Annotated in this window: 17 protein-coding genes and 3 pseudogenes; 13 read left to right on the top strand and 7 right to left on the bottom strand. The window is 38.1% G+C overall.

Annotated elements, in window-relative coordinates; genetic code table 11:
- Positions 1-101: 101 nt before the first annotated feature.
- Positions 102-437 carry a hypothetical protein gene (locus F6K40_RS31080; protein ID WP_293141569.1) on the bottom strand — a complete coding sequence of 112 codons (336 nt, stop codon included), beginning with the start codon at positions 435-437 and terminating at the stop codon, positions 102-104.
- A 280-nt stretch (positions 438-717) separates the two neighbouring features.
- Between F6K40_RS31080 and F6K40_RS41140 the strand changes: the two genes are divergently transcribed.
- The 4 genes and pseudogenes from F6K40_RS41140 to F6K40_RS41470 form a co-directional block, all read left to right on the top strand.
- Complete coding sequence (locus tag F6K40_RS41140) at positions 718-789, top strand: hypothetical protein (RefSeq protein ID WP_365673407.1); 72 nt, start codon at positions 718-720, stop codon at positions 787-789.
- 123 nt (positions 790-912) lie between these two features.
- Positions 913-1,206: a hypothetical protein gene (locus tag F6K40_RS31075; protein ID WP_293141567.1), complete on the top strand. Its 294-nt coding sequence runs from the start codon at positions 913-915 to the stop codon at positions 1,204-1,206.
- Positions 1,207-1,240: 34 nt separating this feature from the next.
- Positions 1,241-1,408 (top strand): transposase, encoded by a 168-nt coding sequence (locus F6K40_RS31070; RefSeq protein ID WP_293141565.1) that lies wholly within the window; start codon positions 1,241-1,243, stop codon positions 1,406-1,408.
- 150 nt (positions 1,409-1,558) lie between these two features.
- Positions 1,559-1,654, top strand: a pseudogene (locus F6K40_RS41470) (hypothetical protein); the annotation flags it as partial.
- Positions 1,655-2,425: 771 nt separating this feature from the next.
- Here the strand turns inward: F6K40_RS41470 and F6K40_RS31065 are convergent.
- The 4 genes and pseudogenes from F6K40_RS31065 to F6K40_RS31050 all read right to left on the bottom strand — a co-directional run bounded on the left by F6K40_RS31065 (position 2,426) and on the right by F6K40_RS31050 (position 8,364).
- Positions 2,426-4,651 carry a hypothetical protein gene (locus F6K40_RS31065; protein WP_293141563.1) on the bottom strand — a complete coding sequence of 742 codons (2,226 nt, stop codon included), beginning with the start codon at positions 4,649-4,651 and terminating at the stop codon, positions 2,426-2,428.
- A gap of 284 nt (positions 4,652-4,935) precedes the next feature.
- The gene (locus tag F6K40_RS31060) at positions 4,936-6,054 is read right to left on the bottom strand and encodes an RNA-guided endonuclease InsQ/TnpB family protein (protein WP_293141561.1); all 1,119 of its coding nucleotides are present in this window, start codon (positions 6,052-6,054) and stop codon (positions 4,936-4,938) included.
- Positions 6,055-6,287: 233 nt separating this feature from the next.
- Positions 6,288-6,383 (bottom strand): annotated as a pseudogene (locus F6K40_RS31055) (transposase); the annotation flags it as partial.
- Positions 6,384-6,996: 613 nt separating this feature from the next.
- Positions 6,997-8,364 carry a hypothetical protein gene (locus F6K40_RS31050; RefSeq protein WP_293141559.1) on the bottom strand — a complete coding sequence of 456 codons (1,368 nt, stop codon included), beginning with the start codon at positions 8,362-8,364 and terminating at the stop codon, positions 6,997-6,999.
- 187 nt (positions 8,365-8,551) lie between these two features.
- Between F6K40_RS31050 and aspS the strand changes: the two genes are divergently transcribed.
- The 9 genes and pseudogenes from aspS to F6K40_RS41130 all read left to right on the top strand — a co-directional run bounded on the left by aspS (position 8,552) and on the right by F6K40_RS41130 (position 15,887).
- Entirely contained in the window at positions 8,552-10,339 is a 1,788-nt protein-coding gene (aspS, locus tag F6K40_RS31045) for an aspartate--tRNA ligase (protein WP_293141557.1), read from the top strand.
- Between the two features lie 183 nt (positions 10,340-10,522).
- A pseudogene (locus tag F6K40_RS31040) lies at positions 10,523-11,308 on the top strand (protein kinase domain-containing protein); the annotation flags it as partial.
- A 36-nt stretch (positions 11,309-11,344) separates the two neighbouring features.
- Entirely contained in the window at positions 11,345-11,560 is a 216-nt protein-coding gene (locus tag F6K40_RS31035) for a hypothetical protein (RefSeq protein ID WP_293141555.1), read from the top strand.
- Positions 11,557-12,729: a DNA cytosine methyltransferase gene (locus F6K40_RS31030; protein ID WP_293141553.1), complete on the top strand. Its 1,173-nt coding sequence runs from the start codon at positions 11,557-11,559 to the stop codon at positions 12,727-12,729. Before F6K40_RS31035 ends, F6K40_RS31030 begins: the two co-directional genes overlap by 4 nt.
- An 18-nt stretch (positions 12,730-12,747) precedes the next feature.
- Entirely contained in the window at positions 12,748-13,230 is a 483-nt protein-coding gene (locus F6K40_RS31025) for a restriction endonuclease (RefSeq protein WP_293141551.1), read from the top strand.
- Positions 13,231-13,373: 143 nt separating this feature from the next.
- The gene (locus tag F6K40_RS31020) at positions 13,374-13,562 is read left to right on the top strand and encodes a hypothetical protein (RefSeq protein WP_293141549.1); all 189 of its coding nucleotides are present in this window, start codon (positions 13,374-13,376) and stop codon (positions 13,560-13,562) included.
- 292 nt (positions 13,563-13,854) lie between these two features.
- Positions 13,855-15,114 carry an AAA family ATPase gene (locus F6K40_RS31015; protein WP_293141547.1) on the top strand — a complete coding sequence of 420 codons (1,260 nt, stop codon included), beginning with the start codon at positions 13,855-13,857 and terminating at the stop codon, positions 15,112-15,114.
- The gene (locus F6K40_RS31010) at positions 15,108-15,338 is read left to right on the top strand and encodes a hypothetical protein (protein WP_293141545.1); all 231 of its coding nucleotides are present in this window, start codon (positions 15,108-15,110) and stop codon (positions 15,336-15,338) included. Before F6K40_RS31015 ends, F6K40_RS31010 begins: the two co-directional genes overlap by 7 nt.
- Before the next feature lie 9 nt (positions 15,339-15,347).
- On the top strand, positions 15,348-15,887 hold the full coding sequence (locus F6K40_RS41130) for a DUF3226 domain-containing protein (protein ID WP_365673404.1): 540 nt from the start codon (positions 15,348-15,350) through the stop codon (positions 15,885-15,887).
- 18 nt (positions 15,888-15,905) lie between these two features.
- On the opposite strand, the gene F6K40_RS31000 is transcribed toward F6K40_RS41130, so the two are convergent.
- Both F6K40_RS31000 and F6K40_RS30995 read right to left on the bottom strand, forming a co-directional pair.
- On the bottom strand, positions 15,906-16,124 hold the full coding sequence (locus F6K40_RS31000; RefSeq protein ID WP_293141541.1) for a hypothetical protein: 219 nt from the start codon (positions 16,122-16,124) through the stop codon (positions 15,906-15,908).
- Between the two features lie 357 nt (positions 16,125-16,481).
- Entirely contained in the window at positions 16,482-16,790 is a 309-nt protein-coding gene (locus F6K40_RS30995) for a hypothetical protein (protein ID WP_293141539.1), read from the bottom strand.
- Positions 16,791-16,841 lie beyond the last annotated feature (51 nt).

The following is a 16,841-nucleotide window of genomic DNA, read 5'->3' as shown; positions in this document are numbered from 1 at the left end:
AACCCTGACCGCTGTTTAGACAGAGGTGATGTCCTCCCCCTGTGTTGACATTGATAATAACAAAATTCTCCTAGCTTGTCAAGGGCCTATGAATGTTTAGCTTATGAAGGTATCCGAATCCTGGCCCTGGCTTTCATCCCGACGCTCCCCCTCCCCCCTTTCCAAGGGGGGTTAGGGGGGATGGAGAGCGCGGGACTTCCCGCCAGGAAAGTTAAATTAATACCTTCATTATTTAGCAGTTCGTAAGCGGAGGTGAGACCCGCAACTCCTGCTCCAATAATGACTGCAGTCTTTCCCTGACCAAAATTTTCCTGCCCGGGTGGAACAATGACTTGCTTTCGGCATTTCTTGATATACTCTGAAATCGAACCCCTGCTAGGATCGATGGCAGCCCATTGACGAAACTGGGATTTTGCTCTGTCCTTACTGATTACCATGTTTTCTTCTCCTTATAAATAATTAGTGTTCTTCTATACATAAGTATTGTATTTTACTTAGTATGATTTTCTGACACTTCTTTACAAAAAGAAATAAATTGCCCAAGTTCTTGTTTCTAAGAGAGTTTTGACTTAGTTTACAATTTACGTCATAACACAGTATAATTTGATAGTTCTCTGTGGCCTGAGAAAATACAGTCGTCAACTTAAAAAAGGGCTATAAATATGTACAAGTCAATTCGTACAAAGCTCAAACTTTTGGGACAAACAGAAAACCCTGATGGCTCAACACGCAGGTTATACCAGATGTTGTTATAACTGGGGTTTAAGCTTGTGGAATGCCGATACTTAAAAATGGTTATCAACCCAATGCTCGTATAATTAGAGAAGTTTTTACCAATCACACAAAACATAAGCATCCCTGGATGAAAAACTTGTCCTAAGCGGGTCTATCAATATGCTTGTTCTAACTTAGGTGAAGCATTTAAGAGGTTCTTTCAATGGCCCTTGTAAATATCCTAGATTTAAGAAAAAAGGTAAACATGATTCTTTCACAATAGATAATTGTGGAAAACCAATAGAACTAAACGGATGGAGCCACAAATTACCATTTATTGGTATTGTCAAAACTTATGAACCCATGGAGGCAAGAACTAAAAAAAGTAGACAAGCAGGTGACTGGTATCTGAGCTGTAGCTATGAATTTCATTCCACAACTACACCCAAAAAAACTCATGTAGTTGGTGTAGATTTAGGTCTGAAAACTTGATTCTTCATCAAGTGATGGAAAAGTATTTGACAGTGTGAAATCGTATCATAAATTTGAAGCCAAGTTGTCAAGAGAGCAATACCTAAATCGTCATAAAGAGGTAGGCTCTGCTAACTGGAAAAAAGCACAACAGAAGATAGGGAGATTACATAGAAAAGTAGCAAACATCCGTCAAGACGCACTTCATAAACTGACAACATAGTTAAGCCTTGAACTACGGCACTATTGTCATACTTCTATGACAATGTAAGCGGAATGTTACGCAATCAGAAGTTAGCGAAAATCAGATAGCAGATAGTGATTTTATGAATTCAGGCGACAGCTAGAATATAAGTGCGAATGGTACGGTTCTGAGCGAGATGTAGTTGATAGATTTTTTCCATCATCAAAAACTTGCTCCTACTGTGGTCATGTTCATGCTGATGCCCTTGCATCTGAGAACTTATGATTGCCCGTGACAAGTGGGTTGTCAATCTTCGCCAAGATTTAAACGCCAGTATAAGCATGAGAGATGCGGTCGGGCAAGACCCGTCAATGCCTGTGGATGAGTAGCCGCCGACGGCCTTAGGGACGTATCGCTGCGCGACATGTAACGCATTTTTGTTATGCAACGTCCGTACAGCAGGAAGTAAACATTAAAATGTCACTTGTTATGCGGTGCGACCCCGCGACGACGACAGGCGCAAGCGGTGCGACCCCGCGACGACGATAGTCGCAAGCGGTGCGACCCCGCGACGACGATAGTCGCAAGGGAATGCGCACCAAGAGAGGGAATGCGCACCAAGAGAGGGAACGCGCACCAAGACAGACGTTTTATATCGGTTTTATGAAGCAGAAGATATTTGGGGATGCAAAGCGCTAGGGAAATTTATGAAGAAGTTAAAAACAGTTTCTCCTTGTTAGAAAAAGAGCGATCGCTGCTCCCACGAAAGGGGATTGCTATATGAGACAAATCAGAAGAACGATCACACAAAACTCAAAAACAAGCGATCGCTATGCCTGCTATTAGAGAAACAGGACTTACGCAGAACCACTATATCTAGTAGGGGCGAATGCCATTCGCCCCTACAGGTGGTGTATAATTTAATATTTTGCGTAAGTCCTGAGAAAGTGACAGAGTGCTCGTTTTTCTTGAAAATAGGAAACCGAGATTTCGGCTAATCTCATCAAGTTACTGAGCCTCAAGAGCGCGATCGCTATTAGAAAACAGGCTTGGCGTTTATTTCATATTCCATTTCTCTAGCCAAAGATTCTTAAGTTTTTTAATTGTGCTTTTGTCCTTTTCCACAATATCTTTCCAGCCTTTTCGGATCGCGTCCTTTTCTTTCTTTGTTAGTTTCCATGAGAGTGGTGGCTCGTATTCACCTTCTGCGCTATAAAATGATTCAGTAATAGAAGGGAAGAAGATGGGGAAATATTCAATTTCTAGCTGTTCATCATCCTGTCTTGCTTTCTGCCATTGCTCCAACAGTTCTACCTCAGTTGAATTGCGGGAAGTAAGAATTGGCTCGCGAACCTTGAATAAGCCTAGTAACGGACCAATAGTTGCCATAAACAAACCTCGGTTCTTTTCCTTTTTAGGTTCCTCTTTAGGTTTGGTTTCAGGAAAAGGATTGATTTGTAGTATCAGAATTCTTTTTATTTCTGGGGTAGTTTCTTCACCACCAAGAAGCTCGTCAAGCCATTCTAATGCTGTCACAAAACCAGAATTGTCGGAATAGCCACCATCAGCAACGTGATCATTTGCTATCTTGCCATCTCCACTATCAGCAATGCGATCGTCGGCTCGACAAATCGGAGATATGTAAGGGAAGGTGGCAGAAAGTCTTGCACCTGTGACAACATCAATATCTTTTCCCGGATAAAGACTATTAAAGTCAAAGAATTTTTTCTGATCGGGATTAGGAAATTTCGCTGGTGTAATTAGCAACCGCCAGCCATTGTCAATCAGAGTTGCATTCAATACAGGCAGCGGAATATTACCTGCTTCAACTTCCGTTCGCCAGTCGGCTAGGGTTTTGGGACGCTCTGGGGTTTTCATATGTCCTTGCCAGTCCTTCTCGATCGCAATACCTCGATCTCTGACTTGGGGAGTGAGAATGTCTGGTAGAAACGGGAGCAAAATCACGCGCCACAAGTCAGGATAGGCTAATCCCCAACCTACTGCATCTAAACTGTTTGCGGTAGCGCCCTCAAATATTTTTTCTGATTCTGAAGTCGGTGGAAACCCTTGCTCTGTAAAGCTATCCAGATAATACATTGCACCTACTGAGCCACCAGAAACGGAACTAATTAATCCAATTGCTTTAGTAAATGATTCCCCTAACTCTTCTTGCAAACCAGTCAATACTTGAGCCGTCCATCCAGAAGCTTGAATTCCACCTCCACTGGCACAGACAACAACTACAGTTTCTTTTGCAAGAGGCTCTTCTAGATTTTGTTTTTCCAGACGCTTTTTTAATAAAGCCATCAAATTTTTTTGCTCTTCTGACTGTTCGGGAGCGTCCTTTAATGTAAAATAGTGATCCACACTCAAAAGGCGATAGATCGTTGCCGCGAGGGCTACCCAAAAGAACAATACAGAAATACGCGAGTAATCGAAGAAGAAGGTAAGACTGCCCAACAAAAGCACCGATACGGAAATTAACAACATTACATATAAAAGTGCTGGCGGTTCTTGTCTCTTCTGATCGGGCAACGAACTTGGCATAAAAAGCTTAAATGCGATTATGTAGATAGCAAAAAGAACGATGAAGAAAACAAGAGCGTCAAAATGATTGTCGTTTAAAATACCATTATTGATATAGCCTGCTCCTTTGGAATTTTGGGTCAAAAAGGAAACTGCTTTCACCAACCACTTATTAAGATCGGGAATTTTATCGACCGAGATAAACTTTCGAATCAGTTTGAAAAGAAACAAAAAGATCAAGCCAGATGACACCCCCAAAAACAATCCAGTCAATCTTTTCTTCTTATCCATTTCTTCCTTGGATAATTCAAACACTGTCCAGGTGGTCGGTAATGCCAGGGCGATCGCTAACACATAATACCAAACTTTAGAAGAAAAAACTCCTGGCAGTTCCGGAACCCCAAAACGAGATCGCGCACCACCAAGGATTGAAGAAACTCCTAGCAGTTCCGGTACCCCAAAACGAGCTGGCGCACCACCAAGGATTATGGCAACGACAAAGGTTACGGCTATTCCCGCTACAGTTGCACCCAAAATTGTCAACGCAATTTGACCAGCGTTACGCAGGACAAAAAGATTCTTGAGCATAGATTTCAGGGGACCTGTTGCGAGGAAAGGGAGCGCAAAAAGCAATACGCCCATGAACAGAGGTATGCGTAGAAAAAAGACATACTGCCAAAAGGCGCTAGGCAGTAGCAGCCATCCCGTAACTACTACCGCTACAAGCACCAGCCACAAAATAATTTTTTGAATCACGATATTACTTTCCTCCTAGAACGTTTAACTCAGCAAGACTTTACATTCACTGGACTTACGCTTGACATTTGTACTCTAGCTGTCTACGAAACTCATTAAAACCCATATCCGCAACAGCCATTAGCTAACTTATGAGTTACAGTCGATGGGAGTATCGCTACCGTACGAATTAAACTGTAGAAAATTGCAGTTGTTAAATTCTTGATATTGGATTAACCAATATAGGCTGTACGGCACAGCTCACTATTCATGCAGGCAGTAAATGCCCCTGGGAATTTCTTGTCTTAAATTTGAAGAGAGCCATTAATATCCGCATTAATCACTTTACCTGTTGCGCTCCTAAACAAACCGCGTTTGACTCGTTTTCCCACATAATTTTCATGACGCCTGGGCAATTCTAGGTCAAGTGCAGAAGTTTTACTGGTGTAACTTTCTTCAGTTTCAATGACTTTGATACCAGCAAGTTCACATTTATAAGTTATCTGCTCAATTAGCTTGGAGTGAGGTATTTGGATAAATTTTTGGTTATTGATTTTGCCAATGTTTACACCTTGTTTCCAGTTATCATTTTTTCCAATTACTACAGTACCAATATGATTAGTCACTAAATAATTAACCACTAACTTGCTGGTGTTATGCAGGTAATTCTCGACAAAACGATTTCTATGATAACCCAATGCTTCAATCTTACGACTGGTTTTTCTGTTGTCTTTGAGATGACTTTGGTACTTGGCTTTACGTTTGTTATATAGTTGATTGACACTTTTTAGTGGCTTCCCATTAACCAGCAGTGGTTTGACACCAGGCTTGTTTGTAGCTAGAGCAACTAATCGGTCAATTCCTAAATCTATTCCTGCTACATATGTAGACTCCATCCATGGTTCGGATGTTTTTTCATATACTACTTCAATTATATAGCAACCAGTGGCAGGCACTATCCTGACTTCGATTACAGTTTCCACAACTACAGGTATTTTGATTTCACTCATGGATAAGTGACAAATACCATTTTTCAAATTTGCTTTATAGACTGATTCCTTTGAATAGATAACTACATTTCTACCTTGGGTTTTGTCCTTATATTTGGGTATTTTGGGCTTACCCAAAAACTTACAGGGATGTTTTGACCATTCTTTGATTGCCTGAAAATAACTACGCCAAGTGGCCACCAAGCATTTAATTATTTGTTTTGAGACCTTGGTTGGTAATGCTCTATAGGCATCGCTATCTTTGGTGGCATGGTACAGTTTAGTTAGAGAGAGACTTTTACCAGTACAGAAAAAATGCTGACGACAGTAATAGTTGGCCAAATTGTACAAGTTTTTTGACTTAAAAGCCAAATCATCGCACAACTGGCAATACTGGTGTGCTTGTCTAATAATATGTCTGTCAACAACTCTCATTGGACTCTCAACTCCCACTCGGCGCATGTGGTAACAAAAGTTAATTCTATTATCTTAGAACACTTTTATTGATTTTACAACTATTTTCTACGGTTTAAGTTTAACTGTTAATTACCCCTCACCTCTGCTTCAGATTAGATACGAAACAGACAGCTAATAACTCAACCAAAATGGTATGAGGCATACCATTTTGGTTCAGAGGTATCAATGTCTTTCCCCTGTTGTATGTGACGACCCCTGACATTCAAATCTTCTATTACGATCTGGCTGTGGTTTTTAGCCAAATAAGTAGTTAGTTTATGCAATGTATCTTTTCTGAGATTAGCTATATTGTTTTTTGCTGTTTATTTGGGTGTAATTCAGCGCGTGAATCCAAGTAACATAAATATATATTATTGGGAGATTATCATATATAATACCAGATTATAGCCAACAGTTACCGAAACAATTAAACAATTAGATAATTCAGGTTTAAAGCCTCCTGGGTAAAGGGGAAAAAAATAAATTTTTCCCTACCGCGTCAATCCTCTCCCTTTTAGGGAGAGGTAATTATCCATTATCCATTATCCATTATTCAATAGCCCCCCAACACCTTTTTGGGCTTCAAAACACTACCTTTTTTGCCCAGGCCCGCTACCCTAGGAAAATTGCTATTTTTCGCCCAATCCCGAAACAAATAGCAAGCGGCAAAAATGGCCCAGACAAATAAAGCCTCCTATATAACTCAGAAAGCTCAAAAAAAGGTTCTATATTATATAGAATCCGGGTAATTAGTTATCGTATCGCGCACTTGAGTCAGGAGTCGTAGGGGCTTTCCGGCCGGAAATCCCCTACAGGAGAAAGAAAAGATTTGAATAGCATGAAATTTTAAATTTCTATTCATGCTTAACATCTGTATTAAGATGAAGTAATTTTGCGATTACTGTATAGCCGGATTTTATATTATTCCTGCATTCCTTCGTAAAGCAGTCTCGCCAACAAACGGATACCATCACTTTCTTTTAGCTCCGCGTAAGAAGCAGGGGGACGTTTACCCATTTCTTGTAAATCAGAAAATAGTTCGGGGTGAAACTGACAAGTAAAGGAACGCCTAATTTGCTTGGTTTCAAAATCTTTGTAGTTGATACAAGTACAAGAGCATTCCGTTAAAATCTCACCACCCTTGATTTCAGTAGAAGCTAAAATTTCCACAGAATAAGGTAATCGCAATAACCAAGAAAGAGGACTATTTGCTATTAGATAGCGGAAAGGAACTAAGGCATCGTGGAGCATCATGTATGCCCAGTTAGCAAAAAGAACTGCCTCTTCATTCACTTCATCAGAGTGGAACATGGCAATATTGATATCATTTTCATATTGGAGAATCATAGTATCAATAACTCCAGAAAATTCATCTGCCATTACATCGTGAGCTTTCAGTAGGTCTATAGGAATTTTTGATTCTTTAGGACTGGGGGTTTGATATGGCAATAAGTAGCGATCGCCAATTTCTTTTTCTTCATTACGAACTACAGCAAATTGTGGATCGTTCCATCCTTGAGCAACTACCCTACCATCCCGTTTGATAATTGGGAGGTCTTCTCCGACAGCACTGATTTTTTTGCAGACATCTTGAATGAAAGGTAAAGCATCTCCTGTCGGATCATTTTCTAAAGATTCCATACTTAAAACTTCTGCAACTGCTTGACGCAATAAGCGCACATGACATTCTGCTGCTAGTTGATGGCCAAGACAAATCATAATTAAGGGACTTGTACAGGGAGTCCGCGACAGCAGTAATGCCTCTACGAGGGAAAACATATCATCCCGAGAACAGTTGGGATGAGTCCATTGAGTAGGATCGTCAACCGATGTATTGCCTCCTTCTATGATTACTGCCATGCTGGAGGTAAGAATTGGAACTACTAGATCCAGGTCTATGATTCCAGTTGACCATGCTGGAAACAATATTGAGTCACAATCTGCTATTGTTTGAGCCATAAAGGCAACGTTTTTAGAAGCTCGCACTTCTTCACCCTGGGGATTGATACCGACGTGTTCCCAAGGTTCGATAATGGTAATAGCGTTCCGGAATAATTGAGGATGGGTAGCTAAAAACTCAAAATCTTCACGAGTTGAAATCACTTTTTCTAGAGGTTGTGCGTATCCCCATTCAAATTTACCATCGTCAGAAAATAGTGATTTTTCCACCATTGGGTCTTCTGATTTGCGGTCTGCCAAAAAACGGCCTAACAAAATATGCGTCGAATTTACATCGGAACCATATTTGCTAATGTAACCAGGGGTTAAGCGCCAATTATCTGTTGTCATCTTGATTTTTTTCTACAAATTTTATAATTTTTATACTCTTATTTCTTGATTGAGTCAATCTTCTGACAAAATATTACAATATTTTTTATTAAATCGGAATTTAACCTAAAATTATTCAGCATTTACAGACATCCTATTAATATAATGATAAAATTTATTTTTTAGCTAAATTTCTGACTAGATAATTATGCGAACCAATTATTGCGGCCAACTAAATAGTAGTCATATTGAAGAAACTGTTAATCTCTGTGGATGGGTAGACCGCCGTCGGGATCATGGGGGGGTGATTTTTTTAGATTTGCGCGATCGCTCTGGTATTGTTCAAATTGTCAGCGATCCAGAGCGCACCCCCGACTCATATCAAATAGCAGGAGATATTCGGAATGAATACGTTGTACAAATTACAGGTCGTGTCAGTCGTCGTCCGGAAGAGTCTCTCAACCCCAAACTTCCTACTGGGGAAATCGAAATTTACGCTGATGATATTAAACTTTTGAATGGTTTGGGTAAACAACTGCCATTTCAAATTTCCACTGCTGAAACAGAAGCGGTACGAGAAGAGTTGCGACTCAAATATCGGTACTTAGATTTGAGAAGGGAACGCATGACTCGCAACCTGCAACTCCGCCATGAAGTTGTCAAAGCGATACGTCGTTTTCTAGAAGACGAACAAAATTTCATTGAAGTTGAAACTCCAATTCTTACTCGCTCTACTCCAGAAGGGGCGAGGGATTATCTGGTTCCTAGTCGCGTTCATCCTGGCGAGTGGTTTGCCTTACCCCAGTCTCCCCAACTTTTTAAACAAATGTTGATGGTTTCTGGTTTTGACCGTTATTATCAAATTGCCCGTTGTTTCCGGGATGAAGATTTGCGAGCGGATAGACAACCGGAGTTTACTCAGTTAGATATGGAAATGAGTTTCATGTCTCAGGAGGAAATTATTCAATTAAATGAGCAGTTGGTGGCATACATTTTTCAGAAAGTCAAAGGTGTAGATTTGTCTTTACCATTTCCCCGACTGACTTATACGGAAGCGATGGAGCGTTATGGTAGCGATAAACCTGATATTCGGTTTGGTTTGGAATTGGTGGATGTCTCGGACTTGGTGAAAGATTCTGGTTTCAAAGTATTTTCTGGTGCCATTGCTGCGGGTGGGATAGTGAAAGTGCTGCCTATTCCTGGAGGTAACGATGCCATCTCCAATGTTAGAATTAAACCAGGTGGCGACTTGTTTAAAGAAGCGAGTGAAGTAGGAGCAAAGGGTTTAGCTTACATTCGTGTCAAAGAGGGAGGTAAGATAGATACTATTGGAGCTATTAAAGACAACCTCAGCGACGAACAAAAACAGGAGTTGCTCAAACGTACCAATGCTGAAGCAGGTCATTTGCTGTTATTCGCTGCGGATGACGCCAATACTGTCAACAAAACTTTAGATCGTCTGCGGTTAGTTGTGGGGGAAGAGTTGGGATTAATTGACAAGGAGAAAATTAGTCTATTGTGGGTGACAGACTTCCCCATGTTTGAATGGAATGAGGAGGAAAAACGTTTGGAAGCTTTGCATCATCCATTTACCGCACCCCACCCAGATGATATTAACGATCTGAAAACTGCACGAGCGCAAGCTTATGATTTAGTATTTAATGGTTATGAAATCGGCGGTGGTAGTCGGCGCATATATCAACGGGATGTGCAGGAAAAGGTGTTTGAAGCGATCGGTTTATCTGATGAGGAAGCTGATAATAAGTTTGGCTTTTTATTGGAAGCGTTTGAATATGGCACTCCTCCCCACGGCGGTATTGCTTATGGTTTAGATCGGTTAGTAATGTTGTTAGCGGGTGAGGAGTCTATTCGGGATGTGATTGCATTTCCGAAGACTCAGCAGGCGAAGTGTTTGTTGACAAATGCACCTTCTGAAGTTGATAAGAAGCAGTTGAAGGAGTTGCACGTTAGTTCAATTTCTAAACCGAAATCTTAGGTTTTTTTGGGGAAATTAAATTAAATTTCCAGTGCGAGCATCTTGCTCGCCTGTTCACCCATCTTGCTCGCATATTCATATCCTTAAAAAAAACAGGTTTGTCAACTAAACTTAAATCATCTAAAATGGTAGGGGTTTGGTTGACAAACCCTCTCACAAATTTTTATCAGAAAACTTATTATTATGTCTCAATGTCTCAATCCAGAATGTCTAACTATTAATCCTGATAATTTTCAATTCTGTCAAAAATGCGGAAATAAATTATTACTTGTAGAACGTTATTGGGCAAAAAGTATTCTCGGACAAGGTGGTTTTGGTAGAACTTTTTTAGCTGTAGATGAGTTTAAACCTTCTCAACCTTTTTGTGTGATTAAACAGTTTCTCCCTGAGCTGCAGGGAACTGAAAATGTGGAAAAAGCTGCGGAGTTATTTGCAGAGGAAGCAGAAAGGTTGGAGTTGTTAGGAAAGCATCCCCAAATTCCCGAACTTTATGGTTATTTTACTGTTGATAGTCGTCAATATTTAGTACAGGAATTTATTAAAGGAGAAACTTTACAAAAGGAGTTAGAAAATCGTGGGTTTTTTAATGAAAGTCAGATTCGAGAATTGTTAATAGACTTATTATCTGTTTTGCAGTTTGTTCACAGTCATAATGTAATTCATCGGGATATTAAACCGGAAAATATTATTAGGAGAGAGGCGGATAAAAAGTTAGTTTTGGTTGACTTTGGAGCAGCTAAAGTTCTGCCGAAAAATCAACGTCGGACGGTGACAGGAACGGTTATTGGTTCGGCAGAATATTGTGCCCCGGAACAGTCGATGGGAAAGGCAAAATCTGGGAGCAACTTGTATAGTTTGGGGGTAACTTGTTTGCATTTATTGACTGGCACCAGTCCGTTCAATCTTTATGATGCAATGGAAATGGAATGGGTATGGCGAAATTGTTTAACTAGACAAACTTCAAATAAACAATTTCCTTTCAACAAAAACTATTAACTAAAAAACATGATAGATTCAGAAATACTCAAAAAACTTCAAGGAACATCCATCGAAGAAGGCATTCTTGTTATTGAAGCAATTTTGCAAACAGTTAAAAATGATATCCATCTAACTTCCTCACAACAGCTTTCCTCTGAACAACACCCCCTAAAAGGAAAAGTTATTCATTATGACGCTCCTTATGAACCTGTAGCTCTAGAAAACTGGGAAACAATAAATTGACTCAAACTAACAAACTAAAAGCCATAGAATTATTTGCCGGAATAGGTGGTTTTCGATTGGGAATGAAAACTGCAAATATTGACACTATTTGGGCGAATGATATTAGCGAACTTTCCTGTCAAGTCTATCAAAGTAATTTTGGTAGTAGCTCAATAGTATTAGACAATATTAATCAAATTAATTTATCAGAAATTCCAGAACACGATATTTTAACAGCAGGATTTCCCTGTCAACCATTTAGTCAAGCAGGCAAAAAAATGGGAATTAGAGATAGAGTCAGGGGAACACTTTTTGAACGAATTGTTGAAATAATCCAAGCTAAAAAACCAAAATATTTTTTATTAGAAAACGTCAAAAGAATCTTGACTATGGAAAAAGGGCATCATTTCCGAATTATATTAAATGCTCTTGCTTCCTTAGACTATTTTATTGAATGGCGAATCATTAACCCGATCAATTTCGGCATTCCTCAAAACAGAGACAGAATTTTTATTTTTGGTACTTGGATTCAACCTACACAAAAAACTCCCGATCTAGAAAAGCTTTCTGTATTTTTAACAGATAATGATATTGATAATTTACCAGGGAATGACAATAGCGAAATAGAAAAATATATGGAGCCTATTATTAATTTCAGTAGTAAAAATGATCGCTGGGGTATTGCTTATCAAAACAAAATGTACAGTCAATCTTTACCTTTAATGGCTGATATAAAACCCAGAAAAAAACTCAAAGATATTCTCCAAGATGAATCAGAAATAAATCCACAATTTGATTTTACTTCTGATACCCTAGAAAGAATTAAACAGAGCAAAACTGTAAATAGATATTGTAATGGTGTGGAGATATTATATAACCAAGGAGGAGGAGCGCGTCTTGGCTATACAATATTTGGCATTAATGGCGTTACTTCTACATTAACCGCTTCTACTTCTAGACATTATGAAAGATATCAAGTCGGTAATAAATTTCGCCGTTTAACTAATATTGAATATGCTCGTTTAATGGGATTTCCTGATAATTGGTGTCGAGTTGCTAAAGTTTACCATCAATATGCTTTATATGGTAATTCAGTTGTGCCTGATTGTGTAGAATGGATCTGTCAAAGAATTGGTCAACAAAACTTTAGATTTAACCATAAAACTTGGCAACAGTTAACGTTATTTTAATTGAATATCTATCAATATATGAAAAAACTTACCCTATCACTATTCAAAACTGAAGCAGCAATTTTTGTTAGAGATTTAAGTATTACTCCAATTTTTGATTTGTATGGTATTACCGATGGTAAAGCAGTAGGAACTTATGTAGAGCAAGCATTCAATAATTATTTAGGAAAGAAGTATTTATATACTCCAGGTAGTGCAGCTAGTGGCATAGATTTTCCCGAATTAGAAGTAGATTTAAAGGTGACATCTATACGACAACCACAATCATCTTGTCCGTTTCGAGATGCTAGCCAAAAAGTTTATGGATTAGGTTATAATCTACTTGTTTTTGTATATGAAAAAATAGATAATCGCGAATTACAAGCAGCAAGTTTAAATATTCAAAACGCGATATTTGTAGCTAAAGAAAGAACAGGAGATTATCAAACTACACGGGGTTTAATAGAAATTATCAGTCGTAATGGTAATCAATATGATGTAATATCATGTCCGGATAATTAGTGATAAAAAAACTTTCTCTTCTTTATAGCTTAAAATTCCCTCTTCTTCCCTCCTGACTCATTACTCATTACTCATTACTCATTACTCATTACTCCTCCATTTTTATTTATAACTATTCAACCGGACATGATGTAATAGGATTTTTGGAAGACCGTAACCTTCCTTTAGATGAAATAGGACGTGAAGTTTTAGCTGAGAGAATAATTAGAGAACCTCCACAACAGGGTTATATTACTATCTCAAATGCTTTGCAATGGAGATTACAATATAGAAGAATTATTGAGCAGGCAGTAATAGGAAATGTAGTTGGAGTAGAAAATATTCTGAATTAATTTAACGGTCATAAATTAGGCATTAGCTATTAGCTTTCTAAGGGGAGAAAGATTGTTGTTTGGTTTCGTCCCTCAACCAAACCTACAATTCTGAAGTTGTATGCAACGTCCCTACAGTGTTATAATTTTTTGAGTTCATTGATTTGTTTGTAGTAGGGCTTTAGCCCTAAGATAGATATTGCTCAAGCACTACTACAAACTTTACAGTGCTTTTCAGTTGAGTAGACCACAAAACTGTTGTAGGAGTAATAAGTAATGAGTAAGGAGTAATGAGTAAGGAGTCAATATGATTGTGGTTTATTCATATGAAAACTGCTGTAATTATAACTATTCAACCGGACATGATATAACTCAGTTTCTTGTTTTGAGGATGATAAGTAAAAGTATGAGAAATATTGATAATTTAACTATTCATCGTTTCCGAGGTATACGAGATTTAAAATTGGAAGAATTAGGTCAAATCAATTTATTAGTTGGTGTTAATAATTCGGGCAAAACAAGTGTTTTAGAAGCAATTTCTACTTATTGCAATCCTTTAGATCCTTTGGAATGGATCAATACTGCTTGGCGGCGGGAAATTAAATTTTCTCGTAAATCAAAATTAGAGACTCTTAAGTGGTTATTTCCTCAAAATAATGACAATAATCCAGATGATTTTTATCAAGGAGAAACGAAAGTTTCTGGTAGTGGTAATTTTAGTGTAGTAGAATCAAAAGCAACTTATGAAGAATTTGAAGACATCTCGAAGACTACAGGAAATAATAATGAAGAATACGAGCAAGAAAATCAGATTGATGATGAGATAGATATTGATAATAATGAAATTCGACGTGGTGCAGATTTAATACTTGAAGTAACTACACAACAAGAAGTAACCACATTAGATGAAGAAGAGAAGCGTTCTCGTTATGAGCGTGAGAAAGTATTAAGACAATTTATAATAATGGAAAATGAAGGATTAATGAATCGCGCTAAACGTTCAAAAATAAAAAAATTATCAGTTAATATGATAACTCCTATCTCTCATAAAATTGAACCTTTTACTAAACTTTTTACACAGACAACTTTCCAAGGTTTTAAGCAAGAGGTAATAGAGTTAATTTCAATGATAGATTCAGAAATTATTGATTTAGACATTCTCGACCCCACGGGTAAAAATTCTCGCCTTTATGTAATTCATAAAACATTAGGTATTACCCCTATAAGTGCTTTTGGCGATGGTGTTCTTCGGTTACTATTTATGGCTTTAACCATCGCCAAATCAAAGGACGGTATTTTGTTAATTGATGAACTAGAAACCTCAATTCATACTGAAGCATTGCGTCCTTCATTTTCTTGGTTAGTTAAGTGGTGTAGAAAGATGAATGTACAATTATTTGCTACTACTCATAGTCTAGAAACTGTTGATGCAGTGTTAGATGCTAGTGAATCAACAAACGACTTAGTTTTATATCGTTTGTATCAAAAAGATATGCAAACTAAAACAGTTAGAATTGACCAAGCAAAACTAGGTAGAGTTAGAGAAAATTTAGGACTGGAAGTAAGATGGTAAAATATGCAATTATTGCCGTAGAAGGTAATCACGATCAAGCATTAGTAACCAAGTTATTAAAACTTTTAGACTTTCAAAGTTTTGACGGAGCAGAATCAAATTTAGATGATTTTTGGAAAAAATTTATTCCTACTTATCCAAAAAATGGAAAGTTTTACGCGCGATTGAATATGCCTTCTATTCGATTTAATGATAGTTTATCCGTAGCTATTTATGTTGGTTAAGGTAGTAATATTCCTGAAAATTTAGATGATACTTTCTCTATTTATCCTGAATATCAAACCGATATAACAGCATTTGGAATCATTGTTGATGCCGATAAAAATACTCCAGAAAAAGTAGTAGCGGAATATCGTCAAAGACTCTCGAATTACTTCCCTAATTTTCCCGCTCAACCAGGGGTTGTAGATCAAAATATTCCCAGAACAGGTATTTATGTATTACCAGATAATAATTCTGAAGGAGTTTTGGATACTTTGCTATGTGAATGTGGAGAAATAGCTTATCCAGAATATATGAAAAAAGCTAAATTATATTTAGATAACTTTTCTGATGAAGAGAAAAAATCTCAACCTCTAAAATGGAAACCTTTTGATGATAAAAAAGCTTTAATTGCTACAATAGTTAGTGTTTTAAAACCAGGAAAAACCAATACAACCAGCATCGTAGATAATGATTGGATCAGCGAGCAAACTATTAAAGAAGTAGCATCATTAAAACAACTCCAAACATTTTTAATAGAGCTTTTAGAGCTAAATGATGCTACTAATTAAAGTTCCACATTTCTATTTCTACTTTGATCTATTATCTCGCTTATCGCCTGCTGTAATCTCTGGATCGGTTTCTTCTTCCACATCTTCTTCAGGTTCGCGAGCAATAAGCTGTAATGGCTTTTGTTGCTCAAATTGTAATTGATCTAGATCGGTTAAATTATTGGTAATTTCTGGAATTATGCTCACTCCTATCAATAGGGAATTGACAAAAATGATTGACAATATATGCTTAGACATTATTTAGAGATTGGTAATAGTGTGTATTTTCTTATTCCCAATCTCTATGAGGCATCCGGAAAATTATCGCAGGACTTTATCTCGGTGTTTATAGCGGCAAATTCTAAAATATTATTCTCTAATACTACTTTGAAAAAAGAATGCTACAAAAGCGTAGAGATAGATCGCATATGCTTAAAAATAGCTACTCCAATTCATTTGAGACAACTATCTCTATCATTTTCCCCTTTTTTTTCAATATTTCCTCCTTCTTCCTTCTGCCTTCTGTAACAAATATTGGTTGTGCAGAGCGTAAAGTGTGGGATGCGTCAAGTAAGGCTGGCAAATCTAATCTAAAAGCACTGATATATAAAGTTTTTAGGATTTTTGTCGGGAAAAAAGTGCAAATTTTTCAGCCTTTAAGAACAAAAAGTTAGGACCAAAGACAGACACTTCCCAGAAAGATATAGGTACAATTATTCCTCCTACTTCCCACACTTCCCACACTTCCCACACTTCCCACACTTCCCACACTTCCCACACTTCCCACACTTCCCACACTTCCCACACTTCCCCCACTTCCCACACTTCCCACACTTCCCACACTTCCCACACTCCCCACACTTCCCACACTTCCCCCCCTCCCCACCCTTCCCACACTTCCCACACTCCCCACACCTCCCACACTTCCCCCTCTCCCCACCCTTCACTCACTCATCCTCACTCCATCTCCCACCT

Origin of the sequence: Okeania sp. SIO3I5 (assembly GCF_010672085.1) — a bacterium.
In the GTDB taxonomy this organism is placed as follows: Bacteria; Cyanobacteriota; Cyanobacteriia; order Cyanobacteriales; family Microcoleaceae; genus Trichodesmium.
Note: the sequence above shows the minus strand (reverse complement) of the source record. Positions and strands in the feature narration are given on the sequence as shown.